20 protein-coding genes are annotated in these 20,654 nt (G+C 52.1%); 13 read left to right on the plus strand and 7 right to left on the minus strand.

All coding sequences use genetic code 11. The features are described 5' to 3' along the window. The first annotated feature begins 303 nt into the window (after positions 1 to 303). The 8 genes from ACFOLF_RS17080 to ACFOLF_RS17115 all read left to right on the plus strand — a co-directional run bounded on the left by ACFOLF_RS17080 (position 304) and on the right by ACFOLF_RS17115 (position 8,426). Positions 304 to 1,656 carry an ABC transporter substrate-binding protein gene (locus tag ACFOLF_RS17080; protein ID WP_210046200.1) on the plus strand — a complete coding sequence of 451 codons (1,353 nt, stop codon included), beginning with the start codon at positions 304 to 306 and terminating at the stop codon, positions 1,654 to 1,656. A 5-nt stretch (positions 1,657 to 1,661) separates the two neighbouring features. Next, positions 1,662 to 2,540: a carbohydrate ABC transporter permease gene (locus ACFOLF_RS17085; protein ID WP_210046201.1), complete on the plus strand. Its 879-nt coding sequence runs from the start codon at positions 1,662 to 1,664 to the stop codon at positions 2,538 to 2,540. Further along, complete coding sequence (locus tag ACFOLF_RS17090) at positions 2,537 to 3,370, plus strand: carbohydrate ABC transporter permease (protein ID WP_210046202.1); 834 nt, start codon at positions 2,537 to 2,539, stop codon at positions 3,368 to 3,370. Before ACFOLF_RS17085 ends, ACFOLF_RS17090 begins: the two co-directional genes overlap by 4 nt. 116 nt (positions 3,371 to 3,486) lie before the next feature. Beyond that, positions 3,487 to 4,875 carry a sulfatase-like hydrolase/transferase gene (locus tag ACFOLF_RS17095; RefSeq protein WP_210046214.1) on the plus strand — a complete coding sequence of 463 codons (1,389 nt, stop codon included), beginning with the start codon at positions 3,487 to 3,489 and terminating at the stop codon, positions 4,873 to 4,875. Positions 4,876 to 5,229: 354 nt separating this feature from the next. Beyond that, positions 5,230 to 5,796, plus strand: coding sequence for an RNA polymerase sigma factor (locus ACFOLF_RS17100; protein ID WP_210046203.1), 567 nt, complete (start codon positions 5,230 to 5,232; stop codon positions 5,794 to 5,796). Then, complete coding sequence (locus ACFOLF_RS17105; RefSeq protein ID WP_210046204.1) at positions 5,771 to 7,180, plus strand: DUF4179 domain-containing protein; 1,410 nt, start codon at positions 5,771 to 5,773, stop codon at positions 7,178 to 7,180. Before ACFOLF_RS17100 ends, ACFOLF_RS17105 begins: the two co-directional genes overlap by 26 nt. 354 nt (positions 7,181 to 7,534) lie before the next feature. Beyond that, positions 7,535 to 7,885 (plus strand): PadR family transcriptional regulator, encoded by a 351-nt coding sequence (locus tag ACFOLF_RS17110; protein ID WP_210046205.1) that lies wholly within the window; start codon positions 7,535 to 7,537, stop codon positions 7,883 to 7,885. Then, on the plus strand, positions 7,878 to 8,426 hold the full coding sequence (locus tag ACFOLF_RS17115; RefSeq protein WP_210046206.1) for a DUF2812 domain-containing protein: 549 nt from the start codon (positions 7,878 to 7,880) through the stop codon (positions 8,424 to 8,426). The genes ACFOLF_RS17110 and ACFOLF_RS17115 overlap by 8 nt, the downstream gene beginning before the upstream one ends. A gap of 351 nt (positions 8,427 to 8,777) precedes the next feature. Here the strand turns inward: ACFOLF_RS17115 and ACFOLF_RS17120 are convergent, their stop codons facing one another. Continuing rightward, positions 8,778 to 9,323, minus strand: coding sequence for a hypothetical protein (locus ACFOLF_RS17120; RefSeq protein WP_210046207.1), 546 nt, complete (start codon positions 9,321 to 9,323; stop codon positions 8,778 to 8,780). A 113-nt stretch (positions 9,324 to 9,436) separates the two neighbouring features. Between ACFOLF_RS17120 and ACFOLF_RS17125 the strand changes: the two genes are divergently transcribed. From ACFOLF_RS17125 to ACFOLF_RS17145, 5 genes are all read left to right on the plus strand, one after another. Beyond that, complete coding sequence (locus ACFOLF_RS17125) at positions 9,437 to 10,033, plus strand: TetR/AcrR family transcriptional regulator (protein ID WP_210046208.1); 597 nt, start codon at positions 9,437 to 9,439, stop codon at positions 10,031 to 10,033. 79 nt (positions 10,034 to 10,112) lie between these two features. Then, positions 10,113 to 10,799, plus strand: coding sequence for an epimerase (locus ACFOLF_RS17130; RefSeq protein ID WP_379114243.1), 687 nt, complete (start codon positions 10,113 to 10,115; stop codon positions 10,797 to 10,799). Between the two features lie 139 nt (positions 10,800 to 10,938). Next, positions 10,939 to 11,778 carry a lipoate--protein ligase family protein gene (locus ACFOLF_RS17135; RefSeq protein WP_379114245.1) on the plus strand — a complete coding sequence of 280 codons (840 nt, stop codon included), beginning with the start codon at positions 10,939 to 10,941 and terminating at the stop codon, positions 11,776 to 11,778. A gap of 135 nt (positions 11,779 to 11,913) precedes the next feature. Then, a complete protein-coding gene (locus ACFOLF_RS17140; protein WP_379219474.1) occupies positions 11,914 to 13,254 on the plus strand; it encodes an IS3 family transposase in 1,341 nt (446 codons plus the stop codon). 194 nt (positions 13,255 to 13,448) lie between these two features. Then, a complete protein-coding gene (locus ACFOLF_RS17145; protein ID WP_210046837.1) occupies positions 13,449 to 14,213 on the plus strand; it encodes an exodeoxyribonuclease III in 765 nt (254 codons plus the stop codon). 108 nt (positions 14,214 to 14,321) lie between these two features. On the opposite strand, the gene ACFOLF_RS17150 is transcribed toward ACFOLF_RS17145, so the two are convergent. The 6 genes from ACFOLF_RS17150 to ACFOLF_RS17175 form a co-directional block, all read right to left on the minus strand. Next, positions 14,322 to 15,347, minus strand: a complete 1,026-nt coding sequence (locus tag ACFOLF_RS17150) for an ABC transporter substrate-binding protein (RefSeq protein ID WP_210046838.1) — start codon at positions 15,345 to 15,347, stop codon at positions 14,322 to 14,324. Positions 15,348 to 15,732: 385 nt separating this feature from the next. Beyond that, complete coding sequence (locus ACFOLF_RS17155) at positions 15,733 to 16,161, minus strand: DUF6157 family protein (RefSeq protein WP_210046839.1); 429 nt, start codon at positions 16,159 to 16,161, stop codon at positions 15,733 to 15,735. A 106-nt stretch (positions 16,162 to 16,267) separates the two neighbouring features. Beyond that, positions 16,268 to 16,858, minus strand: a complete 591-nt coding sequence (locus tag ACFOLF_RS17160) for a TetR/AcrR family transcriptional regulator (RefSeq protein WP_210046840.1) — start codon at positions 16,856 to 16,858, stop codon at positions 16,268 to 16,270. A gap of 482 nt (positions 16,859 to 17,340) precedes the next feature. Then, positions 17,341 to 18,225, minus strand: coding sequence for a carbohydrate ABC transporter permease (locus ACFOLF_RS17165; protein WP_210046841.1), 885 nt, complete (start codon positions 18,223 to 18,225; stop codon positions 17,341 to 17,343). A gap of 13 nt (positions 18,226 to 18,238) precedes the next feature. Then, positions 18,239 to 19,120 carry a carbohydrate ABC transporter permease gene (locus ACFOLF_RS17170; RefSeq protein ID WP_210046842.1) on the minus strand — a complete coding sequence of 294 codons (882 nt, stop codon included), beginning with the start codon at positions 19,118 to 19,120 and terminating at the stop codon, positions 18,239 to 18,241. A 103-nt stretch (positions 19,121 to 19,223) separates the two neighbouring features. Next, positions 19,224 to 20,567 carry an extracellular solute-binding protein gene (locus tag ACFOLF_RS17175; RefSeq protein WP_210046843.1) on the minus strand — a complete coding sequence of 448 codons (1,344 nt, stop codon included), beginning with the start codon at positions 20,565 to 20,567 and terminating at the stop codon, positions 19,224 to 19,226. Positions 20,568 to 20,654: the final 87 nt, after the last annotated feature.

A 20,654-nucleotide genomic window follows, 5' to 3' on the forward strand; every position in this document is an offset into this window, starting at 1 on the left:
GCTCATCTCCTGCAGAATACAAGCCTCTTTAAATAAGAGTAATCCTATCGGATATATTAAAAAGGATAGCGGACTTTTCGGATCTTGTACAGAAAAATTGCATCCGGCGGCGTTTGCCTCCGCTTATCGCCTGCGGGAACGGGAAAAACTCTCCGCAGCCGGTGCGATCCCGGTTCAGGATACCTTTCAACCGCAAATGGCCCGCGAGTGATACCAAATACCAAGAAGCACATCTTTTTATTTCCGAGTATTCCGCTTATATTTGAATATAGGCATGAACAGACAAAGGGGAGGAAACCTGCAATGAGAAATCCGATTAAACTCATAAGTCTTATAAGCTTCATATTATTGTTGACGACCGCGCTTTCGGGCTGCAGCACGGGAGCAAACGAAAACGGGACAAACGCTGCCGACAATCCGGCCCAGACGGGCAATGCAACACAGGCGGATGACGCGGGACAGTCTAACGAAAAGGTGACGCTGAGATTTGCCTGGTGGGGCTCGGAGGACCGGCATAAAGCGCTGCTGGCAGCCATCGACGCGTATACGAAGAAGAATCCGAACATTACGATTGAGCCGGAATACAGCGGATTTGACGGTTATTACCAGAAGCTTGTGACTCAGCTCTCGGGCGGTACCGCGCCTGATCTGACGCCGCTATCGGTTGACTGGATCGATGATATCGCCGTTAAGGGCAATCTGGTGCTTGATCTTTATTCGCAGAAGCAAAACATCAATCTGGATGCGTTTGATCCCGATTTTCTGAATAAGTATACGGTGTTTGATCAGAAGCTCGTAGGCCTGCCGATGGGCGTCAACGGCATGGTAATCGCCTACAACAAGGATTTCTTCAAGAAATTCGGCATCCCCGAGGACACGAACTGGGATTGGGCGAAAATTGACGAAATCGGCAGGAAGGTTCACCAGCAGGATCCGGACGCCTATCTGCTGGCATCGTTGGATGTCCGCGGATTTCTGCAGCCTTACGTCCGGCAGCAAACAAACAAGCAGTGGATTCAGGACGACAAGACGCTTGGCTTTGATCAGGCTGTGCTGACCGACGCGCTGACGTATTACAAAAAGCTGCTGGACGACGGCGTGCTTGAGCCTCTGGCAGAGAGCAGTCTATATCCGGATATCACGCAGAATACCGCATGGCAAAAAGGCAATATTGGCCTCAGCTTCGGCCTCGCCTCCACGCTGGTCGCCTTGAAATCGGTCATTCCGAATATCGACGTCACGACATACCCGATTCCCGCGAATGCGAAGACTTCGGCTGTGCTCGTCAATCCGAGCAATCCGCTGGCCATCAATAAAGCCTCCAAGCATCCGGAGGAAGCCGCCAAATTCGCGAGCTGGCTGCTGACCGATCCCGAAGCCGCGCTTATTCTGGGCGACGTCTACAGCGTACCGCCGGTGGAGAGCAATTCGGAGCTGCTGGTCCAGAACAACAAAATTGACCCGACGGTCGCCAAAGCAGTCAAGCTGGCGCTGGCCAAGCCAGGGGATCCCGTGAACGGCATCAGCGGCAATCAGGAGCTGTCGGATCTGGCGACGGACTATCTGCAGCAGGTCGGGTTCGGCGGGATAACGCCGGAGCAGGCGGCCCAGGAGCTGATGGACAGAATGACGGAAAAACTGAAGGATATTAAATAGAGACGATGAAGAAATATATCGGACTGGTCTATATAAGTCCCTGGCTGATCGGCTTCCTCGTATTGACGCTTTATCCGTTTGGCGCGTCGCTGTTTTATTCGTTCACGGATTACAGCATGATCCGTCCCCCTGAGTGGGTGGGCTTGCAAAACTACATCGGGATCTTCACCAAAGATCCCGATTTCTTCAAATCATTGAAGGCCACGGCCATCTATGTGGCGATGGCCGTTCCGGCGAAGCTGATATTCGCCCTGCTGGTGGCGCTTGTGCTGAATTTGCCGGTACGGGGAATCGCCTGGTTCCGGACAATCTATTATCTGCCATCCATTCTGGGCGGCAGCATCGCCGTGTCCGTGTTATGGAAGTTTCTGTTCATGCGTGACGGACTGGTCAATCATGCGCTTGCGGCGGCTTCCATTCCCCCTGTCAATTGGCTTGGCGATCCGAAGCTTGCCTTATTTACGATCGCGCTGCTGCCGGTCTGGGAATTCGGCTCATCCATGATTATTTTTCTGGCCGGCCTGAAGCAGGTTCCGAAGGAGCTGTACGAGGCGGCAAAAGTAGACGGCTCATCGAGGGTTGGCATGTTTTTTCATATCACGCTGCCTTTGCTTACACCCGTTATTTTGTTCAACCTCGTGATGCAGACGATCGGCGCCTTCCAGCAGTTTACCGCCGCATTCGTCATAACGGGCGGGGGACCCGTGAAATCGACATACCTGTACGGACTGATGCTGTATGATAACGCCTTTCACTATTTCAAAATGGGGTACGCTTCCGCTTTGTCGTGGATTTTGTTCCTTATTATTCTGACGGTTACCTACGTCCTGATGAAGCTTTCGGGCCGCTGGACGTATTATGAGGACGGGGGTGGGCGGTTGTGACGCTGCGGCGAAATACGACAGTCGTTCTGCTGCTGTCGGTATTCGGCATTTTGTTTGTCTATCCCTTGATCTGGCTTGTGTCGGCATCGTTCAAGCCGAACGCCGAAGTATTTTCCTCGATCGGCCTTGTGCCGTCATCTTTTGTATGGGATTCTTACAGCAAGGGCTGGATGGGGATCGGCGCGAATAATTTTGGCGTTTTTTTCCGCAATACGCTGATTCTGGTCATTCCGGTAGTAGTGCTGACCGTGCTGTCCAGCATACTTGTGGCGTACGGATTTGCCCGTTTCCGCTTTCCGCTGAAGCGGCTCCTGTTCGCCCTGATGATCTCGACGCTGATGCTGCCTGATGCGGTCGTCCTCGTCCCGCGGTATATTTTGTTCCGCCGCTTCGGCTGGCTCAACACGTATCTGCCGTTCTACGTTCCCGCTCTGCTGGCCGTACACGCCTTTTTTATCTTTCTGCTGATCCAGTTCCTGCGCGGCATTCCCCGGGATCTGGACGAGGCCGCGGTAATGGACGGGTGCGGCTCGCTGGGTATTCTGACCAAGGTGCTCGTGCCCCTGACCTTGCCGGCTCTGATTACCGCTGCGCTCTTCCAGTTTATATGGACATGGAACGAGTTTTTTAACGCCCTGATCTATATCAACAGCGTGTCGAAGTTCCCCGTTTCCCTCGGGCTGCGCATGACGCTTGACAATGAAGGGGCGGTTCATTGGAATCAGGTGATGGCTATGTCCGTCGTGGCCATTCTGCCCTGTGTGCTCGTTTTTTTTCTGGCGCAAAAGTATTTTATCGAAGGAATTTCCACAACGGGATTGAAGGGTTGAACATGATTTATCTTAAGTATCGCTTTCGAAGTGAGTGGTCGCCTGGGCATCCAGCAGGGCCGGAATGCTTAAGGTTAATCATGCAATAACTTTTAGGAGGAATCGTAGTGGCGGAAATGGAAAAGGACGCTGCTGCCCGCAGAACCGGAAAAGAAGCGGCAGAGCAGCCGAATGTGATTGTGTTTTTTACCGACCAGCAGCGCTGGGACACGACAGGCGTGCACGGCAATCCGCTGGGGCTGACGCCGAATTTCGACCAGATGGCCCGTTCCGGAACGCATCTGGAGCATGCCTTCACATGCCAGCCGGTATGCGCGCCGGCCCGTTCCAGCCTGCAGACCGGGCTGTATGCCACCGAGACCGGCTGCTACCGCAATGGGATACCGCTGCGTCAGGACCTGCCGACGCTCGCCCATTATTTCAACGAAGCCGGGTACGACACCGGCTATATCGGCAAGTGGCATCTGGCCGTCACCCGCGACAAGCCGGTGCCGGAGCATCTGCGCGGCGGCTACAACTACTGGCTGGCCGCGGACGCGCTGGAGCATACGTCGGATGCGTACGAGACTTTGCTTTATGACAACGATGAGCAGCCTGTCAGCCTGCCGGGATACCGCGTCGACGCGCTAACGGATGCGGCGGTGCGCTTTATCGACAAGCGCAAGGACAAGCCGTTTTTTCTGTTCCTGTCCTATCTGGAGCCCCACCATCAGAACCGCCGGGACGATTATCCCGCTCCGGATGTGTACCGCGATGCCTATACCGGCAGATGGATTCCGCCTGACCTGGCCGCGCTCGGAGGAACGGCGCATCAGCAGCTTGGCGGCTATTACGGCATGGTGAAGCGCCTGGATGAGGCCTTGGGCCGGATCCGGGACGCGCTTCGAAGCCTGCATTTGACGGAGAACACCATCATTCTGTTTACTTCCGACCACGGCTCGCATTTCAAAACGCGCAACTCCGAATATAAGCGCTCCTGCCACGAAAGCTCTATCCGCGTTCCCGCCGCGCTCTACGGCGGCCGGTTTACCGGAGGCGGCCAGATCAGGGAGCTGGTCAGTCTGGTCGATTTTACCCCGACGCTGCTTGCGGCTGCCGGTATTCCGGTTCCCGGGCATATGCAGGGCGGATCGATCATGCCGCTGCTGAATGGCGGGCGCAGCGATTGGCCCGGCGAAGTATTCGTGCAGATCAGCGAATCCCAGACGGGCCGGGCAGTTCGGACGCAGCGCTGGAAGTACGGCGTAACAGCCTCGGATACCGCCGCGCCACCTGCGGCATCCGCTGACCGGTACATCGAGCAATTTTTATATGATCTGTATGCCGATCCCTATGAGCTTACGAATCTGGCCGGCTTCGATTCGCACCGCGCGGTGTCGGACCATCTACGTGAAACACTGATCAGACGGATGCTGCAGGCAGGCGAAGCGGCGCCGGTCATTGAAGACGCTCCCGCCATAACCTCCGGCCAACGGAAAGTGGATGAGGCGGAGATTAATTTATGACAGCCAGCTGGTCGTTGACCAGCTGTAGTTGCAGCGCAGTCCATGACGCAAAATGGACTCTGGCCTCGCTATTCTATTGGCCCAACAATTTGGATGCCAGAAGATTTAGGATCACGGCCCCTGGCCCGTATATGTAACGGAAGCCAGCACTGTTCTGCCTTCTTATACATTTCCCCTGGCGCAAAAAATAACATTGATTACCAGGCTTCCTGTGCATGTTGACAGGAGGCCTTTTTCTTCTGGCCGCCAGAACTATCCGTGAGCGGGTACTCCGTCAAATATTTTGGCGGATCTGTCACATTTTATCCCATTCTATTGTTATACGTGGTAAAACAGGAAAGACAAGAGGGAGGGATGAGGCTGGAGACTCAGGATATCATTGCCCGCGTCAAGCAAGGCGATACGGAGGCTTTTGCCGGGATCGTCCGGGAATATCAGAGAAGAATCTATGTCTACTGTTATCATATGCTCGGACATGCGCAGGAGGCGGAGGATGCCGTGCAGGATATTTTCGTGAAAGCGTTCGAGAACATCGGGCAGTATCGGCCCCTTTCATCCTTTGCCTCATGGCTGTACAGGATTGCCTACCATTGCTGCATGACGCGGCTGAAGCAGAAGAAAATACTTGGACGCTTGCTGGCCCGGCTGCAGAACAGTACAAGCCGCGCCGAACCGGATGGCTATGCCCAAACCTATGCCGATCATCTGCTGCGAGGAGCCATGCTCCAATTGCCGCCCAAAGAGCGGGCTGTCGTGGTTCTCCGGCTGATAGAGGACCGGGATTATGAGGAGATTGCAGCCCTTCTCCATATGAAGACGCCGGGAGCGAGAAAATTGTTCGAGCGGGCAAGGAAAAAAATGAAGGCGTATTTGCTTAAAGAGGAGGCGGACGAGCTTGAGCCCTATCTCAATATCCGATGAGGAACTCAAGGCCAGATTGACCAATATGGCCATTCCCGGCCAGCATGCTGCCGCAGAGGCGCGCATTATGAACCGGATCAGGCAGCTTCCACAGCATCGTTTGCGGCGACCCATGGTTTCCCGCTTTCAAGGGAGAGTCAGGAGGGTTGTTCTGACCGCCTGCCTGCTATGTGCCACTTACATCCTCGCCATCCTCGCCGCCTTTGCAAGTCCAGTCTTTGCCCAAGCGATGCATAAGGTGCCCTTGCTGGGATCCATGCTGCCGGGCTCGATTCTGGAGCTTGCGGGAGATAGCGGAGTCAAGCTTGCCGCCGGGAAGACTGCAAGCCGCCTGCCGGAAACGGTCAAAGCGGTTGATCAGGGAATCACCTTCTCCGTTCAGGACACTTTCTATGACGGTTCGCGCATTGTCATTGGCTACCGTATCGATACGGAGGATGGCCGGAAGCATCCGGAATCGCCTCAGGACACGGTTTTCTCGGTTCAGGGCGTCCGGCTGGATGCCGGATATAAGACAAAGGGACAATGGCTGACCGACCGGACATATATCGGCGTGATGAGCATCCTGCCGGATCCGGGCACGGGCACGGATTCGTCCCCACTAGCGGACAGCTTCGACCTGAAGCTGGTTATCAGAAACCTGTATGGCCGGGAGGATGGCAGCAAGGCAAGCAGAACCTCCGGCAGATGGGAGCTGACGGTTCCGGTGAACCAGAAAAGCGTGGGAGGCGTATACCTGACTCAGGCCGCTGCCCATGCTGGAAATGAAAGTGTCACGGTCCACAAGGTGCTGCTTGGCGCTTCCGCGACACAGATCGAATTAAGTTATAAAGGAGTGTTTCCGGCAGGCTCTGTCATTCAAGGCTTCCGGCTGATGGATGACCGCGGTCTGATTATCCCGGATCTATCAGGCTCAGGGAATCTCCTGGAGAGCGGAGCGGGCGAATTTTCCTACTTGTTCGAACCCTTGAAGGTCAAGCCGGTTTATGTAATCGTACAGCCATATGTCAAATTGCAGGAGCCGGTTGAGCCGGTCATTGTGAGGGCCAGATGGAACGGAAAAGTCCCCGTGACCCTCTCCCAGGGCGATGCAGGAACATTGACGGTAACGGAAATCGACTTTCAGACCGATCAAACCCTGATTCATTACCAAGTTGAAGGCAGCGATCCGTTCATGCAGCAATCATCCTTTTGGCTGGAAACGGAAGCGGGCGAGCGCCTTGTGGACGGTTATCCGAAGCGCATCCGAACCGCGGATTCCGATTATTCCTATGTGATGGCCTACCCGCCGCTTGATGCTGACGGAATCTATTATATGGGTACGATTGAGCGCCAGAAGGTCCAGATCCTCGACAATTTCTCGGTAAGGGTCCCCCTGTCCTGATCGAGGGTTAGGCGCCGCAAAACCTCTGGCAACGCAGTTAGAGTAGAAATGGCTTCGCCGTCCTTTGGCGGGCAAGTTAGTTTCGTCCCTCAGAAATATCAGAAAAGGTAAGGCCATATTTTATACTTTCTGATATTTTAAAATAAAGGCCGGGTTCCCCCTCCATAGTGAGCGGTGCCCGGCTTTTGCTTTTTATCCTCAGAAGAAACGGCTTCGCCGTCCTCTGCATCGCTGTTTTCGCGCTTTCGCTGCCCATTTTTCACAAGGGAGCTTGACAGCCGCAAAACGGCTTGTTATTATGTCCGTAATAGATATATCCATTATGGATATAAAAAGTGGAAGGGTGGTATTTATTTGTCCCGAAGCAACTCTCTGGATAATGAGCAGTTAACGGATGCCGCCTATTATATTCTGCTGTCCGTGCTCGCTCCCAGACATGGATATGGCATTATGAGCTACATCGAGCAATTGACGGATAAAGAAGTCATTATCGGGCCTGCTACGGCCTATACCTTGATCAAGAAGCTGCTGGGAAGCCAATATATCGTGCTGTCAGAGGAAGAGGATAACGATAGGCGCAAAACTTACATGATTACGGAGAAAGGCAGGCGAATTGTCGCGGAGGAGATTGAGCGCCGCTCTCGCATGGCGCAGCATGGATTGCAAGCTTTACATTCTTCGAAGGAGGAATCAGGTTATGAGTAAACGATACAAATATATGGCTTCCGGGGGACTTGCCTTCACCGAGGAAAGAGACATGGACAGACTGAGCCGCCTGGCGGCCAAGGGATGGATTCTCGAATCCTTTGCTTTCCTTGGATACCGCCTGCGGCGAAGCGAGCCGCAGCAGTTAACCTACTGCGTGGATTACAACCAGGTGAATGAACGCGATATGACTGATTACGTGGAACTATTCGAAGCTGGTGGCTGGCACAAGGTCTGCTCAAGCGAGCGAATCCACATCTTTTCCGCCAGGAAGGGAACCGCGCCAATTTACACGGATAACGACACCCATTACGAGAAGTACAATAGCTCTGTCAAGATGATGAGACCCTTGCTGCTGGCGCCTGTCCTGACGCTCGTCCTGCTAGCGCTGCTTCTGTTTGTTCCATCCATTGACGAGGCTGCTGTGGCTCTGGCAAAAACGCTGAGAGTCCTGATTGCACTCGGAGCTGTCATCAGCATCCCGGTGCTGATGACATATACATCCCTTATGATCCGATTAAGAAGGGTTAACCGAACCTAATTGAGCCATAAACAGCCAGCTGACAGACATCCCTCCGTTTGGCGTTGATGCTCCCGTCCTCATTGCAGAGGGCAGAGAAAATGATCCCGGGTGACGAATGTTTCCGATCGATAAGCAAGATTTTTCCATTTCAATTGGTTGAAAAAATCATCTTTAGCGAATAGTAATACTTGATAATATTTAGTATTTCCCGGGATTACAAAAAAGCAGTATCTTCTTAAAAGCCCAGTAAAACCGCGGCTTTCAGGCTGCTTCCACATCAGCTGCCCCGCTAATTCAAGGTATCTTTCGCCTCATAATTGAAGCCAGGCTCATAAGCTGCACTGCCCGCCAATCAATCCGATCGGTGAATTAAGAGGCAGTATCCTTCCTGGCCTTTGGCCACAACGTGTAGCTGAAGCTGATCACAAAGTCTATAGCAAGCACGAGCGACCATATCCGAATTATCTGCATAAGTCCCGCTGTCCGGTCTCCTGCGTTCACCATCACAATCATTCCATATAGGATCGCGCAGCCGATTCCCCAGGCAAGCGCGTGCTGAAACCAGCCTTTCCGCTCATTCCTGGCATGCTCCTTTCCATGCTTGACTCTCTTGACTGGAGCCGGACCATTGGCAAAACGATGGGCAAAGCGGATATCCGCCCACTTTATCATCCCGTGGCCATAGATCAGGGAGACGCCGATGTAGATGGCAGCCAGACCGTGAGCAGCGCTGGCTTCTGCGCCTCCCCGCAAATCGGTGACGGCAGCAATAAGGAGTATGAGATCAATGACAGGGGTACAATACAGCAGTATGGCGCCTGTTCTCTTCGCTTTCAGGATGTATCGGCATACCAGTCCGGCCAGCACAAATATCCAGAATGCAATTTCGCAGCCAATGATAACGACAGTGATCATCTTGATTCTCCTTTTTTATACATATATAGACTTCATCTGTTTCTTCTTAATACAACTGTATGATATAAATTATACCGCGTTTGTTTTATAATACAACCGTGTTATAATAAATTATGCCTAAAATTGTGAATCACCAGCAGCGAAAAGAACAAATTGCCGAAGCCGCTTGGCGGGTCATACGCCGGGATGGCCTAGATGGTGCAACCGTCCGCCGGATTGCGGAGGAAACAGGTATTTCCTTTGGATCCCTGCGGCATTATTTTGTTACCCAGGATGAGCTTCTGGCTTTTGCCATGAGGCTTGTTTCACAGCGCGCAAACCATCGCATTAAAAATCTGCCGTTCAGCGGGAATCCGCGGCTTGATATGGAAATGATCATTGCCGAGCTGGTACCTCTTGATGAAGAACGGCGCTGTGAATCCGAGGTTTGGCTGGTTTTTGCGGGGAAAGCGATCTCTGATCCTGCAATCCGGGCATTGAGTCATGAGGTTCATGACGAGCTTCGTGCCGCTTTTCGCCAAATGATCGATTCTCTGATTACCGGCAAGCTGATCAGGGAAAGCATCGATGTTGAGTACGAGGCGGGCAGGCTCCATGCGCTTGTGGACGGTTTGGTCCTGCATCATACCGTCTACCCGGAGCAGCTCAGCCAAGCACAGATGATGTCTATTATCTCCGGCCATCTGGACCGCCTCTTCCAGCCGGTTTAATCATTACAATTTGACTTTAATTGAATGATCATTTAACATGCAAGTTATGAGATGAATCCTATAAAGAAAGCAGGAGAACATGATGCCTCTGCGTTCTGATACATCCAACATTCGAGTCATTATTACAGGCGCCACCGGAATGGTTGGAGAAGGTGTATTGCATGTGAGTCTTGCGCATCCGGATGTGGAACGCGTTCTGGTCATCAACCGGAAGCCTTGCGGCGTGTCCCATCCCAAGCTTGTTGAAATTCTGCACCAGGATTTCTTTGACTTGTCCCCTATAGAGCCGCAATTAACCGGGTACAATGCCTGTTTCTTCTGCCTGGGCGTATCCTCGGCGGGTATGAAGGAGGCTAAATACAGCCGCTTGACCTATGATCTCACTCTTCATGCGGCCAGTGTGCTTGCCCGCCTAAATCCGGATATGGTGTTCAGCTACGTCTCGGGAAGCGGCACAGACAGCAGCGAAAGAGGCAGAAGTATGTGGGCCAGGGTAAAGGGAAAAACGGAGAACCGTCTGCTGCTGCTCCCTTTCAAAAAAGCGTATATGTTCCGCCCCGGTTATATCCATCCCATCAAGGGAATGAAAAACACGCATGGCTATTACGCCGTCCTGTCCTTGTTTTATCCCTTCCTGAAGCGGTTTTTGCCCAAATACGCGGTTTCCTTGAATGAACTGGGAATGGCCATGATCCATACCGTAAATAAGGGCTATGATGCATCCATTCTGGAGTGTGAGGATATTCATCGGCTGGCGAAACCATGAGTGCCGGCAAGTTCCTTGCATAGCGGCAAAATCAGACTCTTCCATCCGGTTGAAGAGTCTCTTTTTGTTGTTTATACTGAAACCTGTTAGCTTGCATTCCTCTTCATGGGGAAAATAGGACCGGACAGGGGAGCTTGCAGTGACCGAGGATGAATGGGATTGGACCCGCGGCATGGTGCTGCTCGACCGCACGAATGAAAAGAATGACCAAGATATAAGCTATCCCTTCGCTCTGGACGAGCTGATCGGGAGGCAGACCGGAGATGGCGGCCCGCCGGTATGCCATCTCTGGCGGCATCCCCGGGCCTTCGTGATCGGCTCCCGGGACAGCCGTTTGCCCGGCGCTGCCGATGCTATGCGCTGGCTTGCGGGCGAGGGCTATTCGACGCTTGTCCGCCATTCAGGCGGAGCCGCCGTTCCGCTGGACATGGGCGTCGTGAATCTTTCGTTGATCCTGCCTGGTGAGGGCATTAAGGGACAGGGGATTTACCGCGATTTTGACCGGCTGTACGCCTTGATCCGGAGAGCCGTGGCTTCTCTGGGCGCTGAAGCGAATAAGGGCGAGGTAGCGGGCTCCTATTGCCCGGGCGATTATGACCTGCATATCCAGGGATTAAAGTTCTGCGGAATTGCTCAGCGCAGGCAGCTTCGCGCCACCATCATTCAGGCCTTCATTATAGTGGAAGGCTCGGGACGATCACGCGCAGAGCTGGTTCAGGCCTTCTATGCGCGGGCAGCCGCAGGGGCGGCCCCCTCTGCCTATCCGCAGGTCGAGGATGACCGGATGACCAGCCTGGAGGAAAGATCCGTCGTCGGAGCCGGCGGATCAGCCGTATTCGCGCATGCTGTTCAGGAAGCGGTCCATGCGAACCGGAACCCGCAGGAGACAGCTGCTCCAGCGGGACTCTTCCGCATGCCGGAGGCAGACGCGTTGGAGGCGATGTGCGCGCAGCTTAAGAAGCGTTATGCGCTGCCTTGAAGCAGAGCATGAACAAGGCCGGGAATCTCTCACTGAACTGTGACCCGTAAGATGGACACTTTGAAAAAAGTGCCCCTCTTACGGGTCATTTTGTGTTTTAATCGAACTATATAACGACGAGCGAGGTATGGGATCATGGGAAAAGCTAGGGGAGCATCAAGAACCTTTACGGAACAAGAGATGAGGCAGCTGGAGTTAAATCCGAATGTACGCCGTGTATCGGACACCACCATCACGTACGCTCCAACATTTAAAACCGCTGCTGTTCAGGCCTATCTGGAGGGGCAGACGCCCATGGAAATCTTCTACGCAGCCGGTTTTAATATGGACGTCATCGGGCATGAGAAACCCAAAAAGTGTCTGTTACGTTGGCGACAGGTCTACGCCTCTCAGGGTGAAGCTGGCTTATTGGAGGAAAAGCGTGGAAAAGAAAGTACGGGGAGAACAACTGCCGGGGAATTATCGGTTGAAGAGAAACTCAGACGCGCGGAAGCCCGAATTAAGCTTCTTGAGGCCGAAAACGATCTTCTAAAAAAGCTCGAAGCGCTCGAAAGGCAAACCAATAAGGCCTTAACGTCTTCCGGGCGCTTTCAGATCATTAACCAAACCATTCGTAGGCATAGCTTGCGGCGTTTAACCCGCTTTCTGTGTCAGGCAGCTGAGGTCAGTACAAGTGGCTATTACCGCTGGTGCAGAGCCGAAGAAGAGCGTCAACTTCGAGAGGTTGTAGATGAATACGATGTGCAGCTTATTCAAACCCACTTTAACCAGCTCAATGGCAAAGCCGGTGCATTGGGGATTAAAATGCGGCTTGAACGACTTAACGGTGTTGTCATGAACCACAAGAAAATTCGTCGTTTGATGCGAAAATTCAAGCTAAGGGCCACGGTACGTCAAGCCAATCCTTATCGCAAAATGGCCAGAGCGACGCAAGAACACCGGACGTGCGAAAACCTTTTGAAACGGCAGTTTAATCCGGGCGAACCCGAAAAGGTGCTGCTCACAGACATTACCTATATGCGTTATGGTGGAGGCCAATGGGCGTATTTGTCCTGTGTGAAGGACGGAGCAACAAAACAGATCCTGGCGCATTGCTTATCTTCGACCTTGGAGCTTTCTATTGTGGAACGAACGCTGGAAAGATTGCAAACGCGATTGGATGGAACCCTCCACCCCGAAGCGATCCTTCACTCGGACCAGGGCATGCACTACACGCACCCTAAAATCCGCCACCTCATCCAGCAGGCGGGCTTCCAACAGTCGATGTCCCGTAAGGGCAATTGCTGGGATAATGCTTCTATGGAGTCCTTCTTTGGCCATATGAAAGACGAGCTCCTGTACAGCGACTGTCAGACGTTAAAGGAACTACGAGTACGTGTGAATGAATACATCTTGTACTACAACTCCGAACGCTATCAGTGGACATTAAAAAAAATGACTCCTGACGAATTCAGAAGTCACCTCTTGACGGCTTAGGGTTATAGGTCTTTTTTCAACATGGTCCATAAATCGGGTCACAGTTCACACTGGATGAGTGATCCCGGCCTTTGTTTAACTTGCGACGAAGGGGAAGAATGACGAGATCTACTAAATCGAAGCAAGAAGAACGGCTTTCTATGATAAACTGGTAGAAGCAATCATCTAACGATCAGCAAGGAGACCTGGGAATTATGAAGCTGGTGTCATGGAATGTGAATGGCCTGAGAGCGTGCGTGAACAAAGGATTCAATGAGTATTTCAAGGAAACGGCAGCCGATATATTTTGCATTCAGGAAACGAAGCTCCAGGAAGGACAAATCAGCCTGGATCATGGGGAAGACTATACACAGTATTGGAACTATGCCGTTAAGAAAGGATATTCCGGAACAGCCGTATTCACGCGGATCAAGCCGCTGTCGGTCCGTTACGGCATGGAGGAGGATGAAGAGCCCGAAGGACGCATCATTACCCTGGAATTCGATGACTTCTACCTCGTGAATGTCTATACCCCCAATGCCAAGCGCGATCTGACCCGGCTGCCGTACAGGCTGGAATGGGAAGACCGCTTCCGGACCTATCTTCTGGAGCTGGATGCCAAGAAGCCCGTTATTGTCTGCGGCGATCTGAATGTGGCCCATCAGGAGATCGATCTGAAGAATGCCAAAGCCAATCACGGCAATTCGGGCTTTACCGCGGAAGAGCGTGACAAGATGACCCGGCTGCTGGAGGCCGGATTTATCGATACCTTCCGGCATCTCTACCCGGAGCGGACAGATGTTTACAGCTGGTGGTCCTATATGCCGAAGGTGAGAGAGCGCAATGTCGGATGGCGGATCGATTATTTCCTGATATCCACAAGGCTGGGCAGCCAGCTGCTTGATGCGCAGATCGACTGTGATATTACAGGAAGCGACCATTGTCCGGTTGTTCTGAATCTGGCGGACACGCAAGCCTGAAGCTTTCAAAGAGCCCCATCCGAGGCAGGCTGCCTTGGTATGGGGCTCTTTGAGCTTAGCGGGGAGTCGCCTTCTCATTTTGATCGGGGACGGGGACGAGGGCGAGTCTTACTTTTGACTCTCCTTGGCTTGTTCAATAAGCATATCGGCAATCAGATCAATTTGTCCGACAATGGCGATCGGGTCATAACGGTAGAAGGTATCATAATCATTATAGAAAATCCGGTTGTTCTTCGCGGCATCCAGCCCCGACCAGACGCCAGAGGCCTTCAGCTTCTTGAGCTGATCCCCTTTCTTCTCGGGATCGTAGGTCGTCAGGAACATATAGTCGGCCGCATATTCCGGCAGCACCTCCATGGACAGCTGCAGCGTTTGCTCGCCCGAGCTTTCCTGATGCGGCATTTTGAATTTCAGCGCGTCGTATACCGCTTGTCCGCCCCGGCCGGCATTGTCGCCGAATATCCATAATTCCCCTTTATCGGTCAGCTCGTACAGGCCCACGGTTGCATTCTCATCCACAACCCCCTTCAGCTTCGCACGGCCTTCCTCGGCCTTCTTCTCGTAATTCGCAAGGAATTGCTCCGCTTTCTCAGGTTCACCTACGATGTCTCCGAACAATCTCACTGTTTCCCGAATGTTGGTTGCGGTGCCAAAGGGGATATGCAGCGTCGGCGCGATTTTGGATAACGCTTCGTAGCTGTCGTCGTACATGACGACAATGAGATCGGGCGCCAGCTCCAATGCCTTCTCCGAGTTGATAGGCGCACCTACATCCTTGGCATCCTTCAGCAGATCCTTCAGGAATGGATTGTCGAAGGTCGTCGACTCAATGCCGATTACATTTGCTCCTACAGAAAGCAGTTCCCCGCCATAATAATCCGTCACGATGCGGAGCGGCTTCACCGGTATCTCCACTGGCCCTTTATCAGTCTCGAAGGTACGGAATTCAGCAGCCGCAGGCTCCTCTTCCTTATCGGTTTCCGCTGCTTCCTCTTCGGTCTTGTTTGCTTCTGCCTGTGTGTTCGGCTCAGCGCCGCCGTTCGTCTCGCTGTTCGTTGATCCGCAAGCAGTGATGAGCACGGACAGCATCATAATGATTGCCGAAGTAATAAAAAACGACTTTCTCTTTAACATGGTAAACCTCCCGGAGTAATCATCAGTTAATCATTCACCACTAAATGATAATGGGAATCATTATCATTTAGCATGATATCAGACCTCATTTCTCCTGTCAATACAAACCTTTCCTTATGAGAGCATGATTAACTGTCGCAGCGACGCCGAACATTTCTTCGCATGAGCAGCCAGATTTTTTCGCGTAAGAAGAAACGGCTTGACCGTCCTTTGGCCGCAAAGTTAGTTTCTTCCCTCAAACCTTATAGACATTTACAGGCGTGAAACTATAAATGCTATAAGGTTAAGAAGAAACGGCTTGACCGTCCTATGGCGGCAAAGGTCAACACAAACAGGCCGGGAACCCATGACGGCGTTTCCCGGCCTGTTTGATGCGTACGCGGTGTTATTTTGCCTTGCTGTTGCTCATCGCCGGCACGATCCTTACATCCTCGTATTCCCCGTTCACAAAACGGTGATATTCCGGGGAGTCCACCGGGATGAGCGCCATTTTCCCCTCGGCGTTGAAATGGATGCCCCACCCGTATTTCTTCGGCAGCATGGATGCCCGCAGGCAGGGCATCGGCTTCTGATAAAATTCATCTTTCATCCGCGTCCCCCGCGCCTCCAGCTCCTCTTCCGGTATTTCCTTATGCCTGATGTGCACTTCAAATAATAGTTCCTCTTGCGTGTATGCATAGGGATGATCCGCGACCAGCTCGAACTCAATGCCGGGCTTTGTTTTTCCGCTTTTCTTGTCGGGCGGTGTCATGCCCTTCTCCGCAGGACAATCACGGGCTACCGTGATGAACGTATTATAGTAATTCCATTCCATCCTGGTCCCTCCATTCGATACGCTTATATCAACATTATACCCCGGCTATGCTGACAATAACGGCCAGTGAAGTCATTGAATTTATCCCTTGCTGCTCTCGACTTCATTACGTTAATATCCGCAGCAGTCTGTCTACCTCCGGCATCCGGTAATCCTCCGTCTGCTTCGCATCCAGCACCATAAGGCCGGAAAGCACAGACAAATAATCTGCAATCAGATCCTCCGGCCGGCCCGGCGCAATCTCTCCGGCCTCCTGGCCTTCCTTCAATAGAGGAAGCAGGATATCCACATAGGCGTTCATCGGATATTCTTTAAGCAGCTGCCGGGATTCCTCCGGAACGCCATCCGACGTGCGCGCCTGATGAACCAGCATAAAAAAAGGAGCGCCTTCCGCCTCAATCATAGATTCGGTCAAACTTCTCAGCTTGTCGATCGGTGATCCCGGCAGCTGGTAAACATTCTTCAATGCGGATATCGACTCCGTCACCGCACGCTGAACGAGTGTCGTAAAGAGCTCGTCCTTTGACTTGAAGTAATGGTAGAGAAGACCGTGGCTAATGCCCGCTTCCGCAGCGATCATGCTCATTTTGGTGCCGATGATCCCCCTGCGAGCGAATACTTGAAGTGCCGCGGCCATAATTTGTTCTGTGCGTTCATCGCGGATGTGTATCAATTGTTCTTCGTTTAATGGCGCCAATGTTCTCATTCCCTCTTGGACATATTCTGATCTCATCATAGCAGTTCCGAGTCTCAAGTTACACAGTGGAAAAATAGCAAAAGATAACAGATTGATTTAGTCAGTCAATGTTAATTTAAGCTGTTTCTGATGGGCTGTCAATGATTCGTTCCACTGTCAGACGTTTTTGAACCGAAGCTCCTGGAGGGCACACAAAGAAGTAGTCCAAACCAGTCTTATTTGGGCTTAACCTTCATTATTTCGCTTGAAGGCGTCTTTCCTCCCAGAACCTAAACGTTAAAAGGCCAGGTTCCTCCAGTTAGGAGGAACCCGGCTTTTATGTTTCAGATGGTCTATATTCCATTATTGGTCATTATCGTCAGCTTAGCTGACGATAATGACCTCCTTACACAATCCTCTCATCCCCTATAGGCTGATGAATTTCAGCCATTCCCAGGATGGAATTCAGCTGGGGCCGATTAGCCTTGGACCGTATCGAAGCCTCAACCTTTGACCGAGCCTGCGGCGATGCCCTCCACAATCCGGTCGCTGAGGAACAGGAAGGTGACCAGAATCGGCAGAATGCTGATCATGAGCGTCGCCCCGATGGCCCCCCAGTCGGTCGAATATTGGCCGATGAAGTTCTGAACGCCGACGGTCAGCGTCTTGTAGGCATCCGAGCTGATGAACGTATTGACGAAAATAAATTCGTTCCAGTTGTAGATCATATTAATGATCGCAGTCGTTGCCAGAACGGAGCTCGTCATCGGGAATACGATCTGGATGAACATCCGGTTAACCGAGCAGCCGTCAATGACCGCCGCTTCCTCCACTTCACGAGGCAATGCGTAATAGAAGCCTAACAAGATCATAATGGTGATCGGCATATTGAACGCGACATAAGTCAAAATGAGCGATAACGGATTATCCGTCAAGCCGGTGTTATTGAAAAGACTGAACAGCGGAATGAGTGTGGAATGGACGGGAATCATCATGGCCACCATGAACAGGCCAAGCACGAGAGAGCTTCCCTTCCATTTCATCCTCGTAATGGCGAAGGTGACCAGACTGCCCAGGACAACGGTAAGCAGCGTAGCCGCAATCGTAATCCATACGCTGTTGAAGAAATAAACATCGATATTTCCGGCGCTCCATACCTTCTCATAATTTTCCCAGCGAAGATGCACGGGCAATGACAATGGCGGAAGATTGAAGACTTCCTGATTATTTTTGAGCGAGAAGAAGAGCAGCCACACAAGCGGGAACAACTGCAGCACGGCCACGACGGCTAACACCGCATACAGCAAGGCGTAGCCAAGCTTGCCAACCATTCCTGCTCCCGGGCTCTTCGTTAATCCCTGCAGCTTCCCTGCGGTTCCGGAAATCATGAATGTTCCCTCCTTATGAGTATTGGATCGTATCTTTCGTAACAGTTAGTTTACGAATGACCCAAGTGACGACGAGGCAGATAACAAGCAGGAAGAAGCCAATCGCGCTGCCATAGCCAAAATCATAAGCCCGGAAAGCCTCATGATACATATAAGATGCCATAACCTCGCTCGCGCCATTGGGACCCCCATCCGTCATAACGAAAATCAGGTCAAAATATTTTAATGAACCAACAACTGCCAGCACAATAGTCACTTTGAATACTTCCATAATTAGCGGCAGCTTGATTTTCCATGCGATTTGCAGCGCGTTGGCTCCGTCGATCTTCGCCGCTTCCTCCAGAGAAGCCGGGGTATTCTTGAGCGCAGCGTAATAAATCAGAATATAGAAACCCGCATATTGCCATAAAATCGGAATAAACAAGGCAAACAAAACAAGTGAAGGTTCTGCAAGCCAGGCGGGAGGGTTCGCAATGCCGATGGATTCCAATAAGCTGTTCACAATCCCGTTCGTCGGGTGAAAAATTCGAAGCCACAGCTGCGCAATCGCAACGGACGACAGCAGCATAGGAATCAGGTAGATTTTGCGGAACAGATTCGCACCCCTGATGCGGGCGGCCAGTACCATAGCAACAATCAGATAGAAAATAAGGCTGATGCCGGAAAATAAGGCCAACAGAAACGAGTGCCAGGCACTGTTCCAGAACGTTTGGTCCTTGATCAAGGCTGCATAATTGTCCAGCCCGATGAATTTCATGGCGCCTATTCCATTCCACTCGTTTAACCCGTAATAGCCGGTCAGAACAATCGGAATGTAGATAATAGCCAGAATCAGAAGCAGGGAAGGCAGCACATACAATGCGATTATTTTTTTGTTGGAAAGCACTTTATCCAAGTTGGCCAGGCTCCTTTCTTTAACAGTCATTTGGAGCCGGGCTTGAGACCGCGGTTCTGACGGGTTTCAAGTCCGGCTCCATTTGCACAATTGTCAAAAACCGTTATTTGCCTTGGGAGACGGCCGTGTCATGCTCCTCCGAGAATTTCTCCGGCGTTGTCTCCTTGCCGAAGAGCGCCTGGATCATATTAAGATGCGTCTCCGCAGCGTTCGCCTGCAGTTGAACGTCTGCGAACAACGTGATGCTGCTTGCCTGATTCATTTCATTGAACAGATCGATGTACAGCTGCGGCAGCTGCAGCGAGGCCGTATCGACCTTCGTTGCCGGAATAACGCCCGCTCCGGTTACGGATTGATCGCCCCATTTGGTGACAAAGTATTCTACGAATGCCTTCGCTTCTTCTTTGACCTTGGAGTTCTCGGCGACGAATAACCCTACACCCGGACCGCCTACCCAGCTGTCGATGTTCCCTTTTCCGCCATCGACTGTCGGGAATTTGAAGAAGCCTACGCTGTCGCGGAACTCCTGCGGAATATCTTCGTTTGTCGTGAAGTTCGGAAGCTCCCATGTCCCCATCATGTACATGGCGGCTTTTTCGTTCAGGAACTCAGACTTGGCCTCCTCGTTCGACAAGCCGTTGAAGCCCTTGATGAAGGCGTTGCTGTCAACAAGCGACTGAACCTCGGCAGCAGCCTTCACAAGCCCTTCGTCTTTGAATGATCCGGCGCCGCTGAACGCATGGGTCAAGGCCTCTTGTCCTGCGATGCGGTCAGCCAGATACATATACCAGAGCGATCCGGTCCAGCGGTCCTTGTTGCCGAGCGCAATCGGAGCGACGCCGTTGTCGGACAACGTTTTCACAACAGCCTTGAATTGATCATAGGTTTGCGGAATCTCAAGCTTATATTTTTCGAAGATAGCTTTGTTATAATAGATCGGCGCGATGTTGAACTCCAGTGGAAGCGCATACGTTTTACCGCCAATCGCATAGGCTTCTGTTGTGCCCGCTACGAATTTCCCGTTCAGCTCGCCGCTCAGCAGATCGTCTACCGGTGCGAACAGCTGTCCGTCCACGTAAGGCTGCAGGAATCCCGCTGCCCAGGTTACGCCTACATCCGGCAGCTCATTGGATGCGGACAGCACCTTCAGCTTGTTCTTGTACTGCTCGTTCTCCAGCACTTCCTGCTTGATCGTTACATTCGGATGCTCGGTCTGATATTCCGTAATGATCTGATTGACGATTTTATTCTGTCCGGCGGATACGCCTTCCGGCCACAGATGCATGAAGTTGATTGTAATCTTCTCGGCGCCTTCGTTTGCGCCGCCTTGGGATTCACCGGCGCTTTCATTTCCGCCGTTTCCGCCATTCCCGCTTTGACCGCAGCCTGCGGCAAACAGGGCAAGACTTAATGTCAGCAGCAGTACCGTCCATTTTTTGTTGAACACGTTTACAACCCCATTTCTATTGATGTCAGGCGGCTTGAAACCGCTTAATAAAAGTATAGCAAGGTCGCGGCAGCGCCATAAGGTCAC

The organism is Paenibacillus sepulcri (genome assembly GCF_042647105.1).
GTDB lineage: Bacteria > Bacillota > Bacilli > Paenibacillales > Paenibacillaceae > Paenibacillus_Z > Paenibacillus_Z sepulcri.

Bases quoted from the DNA above. Each gene is read 5' to 3' on its own strand.
- ACFOLF_RS17130 (WP_379114243.1), top strand. From the start codon at position 10,113: ATGATGCCTCTGCGTTCTGATACATCCAACATTCGAGTCATTATTACA.
- ACFOLF_RS17095 (WP_210046214.1), top strand. From the start codon at position 3,487: ATGGAAAAGGACGCTGCTGCCCGCAGAACCGGAAAAGAAGCGGCAGAG.
- ACFOLF_RS17125 (WP_210046208.1), top strand. From the start codon at position 9,437: ATGCCTAAAATTGTGAATCACCAGCAGCGAAAAGAACAAATTGCCGAA.
- ACFOLF_RS17155 (WP_210046839.1), bottom strand. From the start codon at position 16,161: ATGGAATGGAATTACTATAATACGTTCATCACGGTAGCCCGTGATTGT.
- ACFOLF_RS17115 (WP_210046206.1), top strand. From the start codon at position 7,878: ATGAGTAAACGATACAAATATATGGCTTCCGGGGGACTTGCCTTCACC.
- ACFOLF_RS17145 (WP_210046837.1), top strand. From the start codon at position 13,449: ATGAAGCTGGTGTCATGGAATGTGAATGGCCTGAGAGCGTGCGTGAAC.
- ACFOLF_RS17150 (WP_210046838.1), bottom strand. From the start codon at position 15,347: ATGTTAAAGAGAAAGTCGTTTTTTATTACTTCGGCAATCATTATGATG.
- ACFOLF_RS17165 (WP_210046841.1), bottom strand. From the start codon at position 18,225: ATGATTTCCGGAACCGCAGGGAAGCTGCAGGGATTAACGAAGAGCCCG.
- ACFOLF_RS17140 (WP_379219474.1), top strand. From the start codon at position 11,914: ATGGGAAAAGCTAGGGGAGCATCAAGAACCTTTACGGAACAAGAGATG.
- ACFOLF_RS17080 (WP_210046200.1), top strand. From the start codon at position 304: ATGAGAAATCCGATTAAACTCATAAGTCTTATAAGCTTCATATTATTG.
- ACFOLF_RS17100 (WP_210046203.1), top strand. From the start codon at position 5,230: ATGAGGCTGGAGACTCAGGATATCATTGCCCGCGTCAAGCAAGGCGAT.
- ACFOLF_RS17085 (WP_210046201.1), top strand. From the start codon at position 1,662: ATGAAGAAATATATCGGACTGGTCTATATAAGTCCCTGGCTGATCGGC.
- ACFOLF_RS17120 (WP_210046207.1), bottom strand. From the start codon at position 9,323: ATGATCACTGTCGTTATCATTGGCTGCGAAATTGCATTCTGGATATTT.